The organism is Bacillus cereus group sp. BfR-BA-01349, assembly GCF_022663795.1.
GTDB classification, from domain to species: domain Bacteria; phylum Bacillota; class Bacilli; order Bacillales; family Bacillaceae_G; genus Bacillus_A; species Bacillus_A cereus.
In genome coordinates this window covers 1-351 of record NZ_JAKUGE010000126.1, presented here as the reverse complement: position 1 = coordinate 351, position 351 = coordinate 1, and the positions used below count along the sequence as shown (strand labels likewise).

Genomic DNA, 351 nt, shown 5'->3' with positions numbered 1-351 from the left:
CGTATACTTGGAGACAAGTACGTACGGTTCGGGGGGGAGTACATGGAAACCTATCATAGAAATATGATAAGGCGCTGGGTACTTACCCTACTTGGAGCAAGGTGGTATTTTACTTGTGAATACTGCAAAAGGGGAATTAGCAGAACTTTCTAATGTATTAGGGAAATTCGTTCTACTTAGTATGCAGAATGCCGTATTTCGTAGAGAACCAAACGTCTCGCCTTACCATCATATTATTGCGGATGAGTTCCCAGATTTTGGTACGCCAAGTTCTCCTATAAACGTAGCGGCGTGAAATGGAGGGGCTGACTCTTACACAGCCTAACTATTTGTTCGAATTTTATGGGTGAA

The 351-nt window shown here is 42.7% G+C and carries 1 pseudogene; it reads left to right on the top strand.

Annotation, left to right across the window (positions count from 1 at the left end):
* Positions 1-88: 88 nt before the first annotated feature.
* A pseudogene (locus tag MR169_RS28060) lies at positions 89-259 on the top strand (type IV secretory system conjugative DNA transfer family protein); the annotation flags it as partial.
* Positions 260-351: the final 92 nt, after the last annotated feature.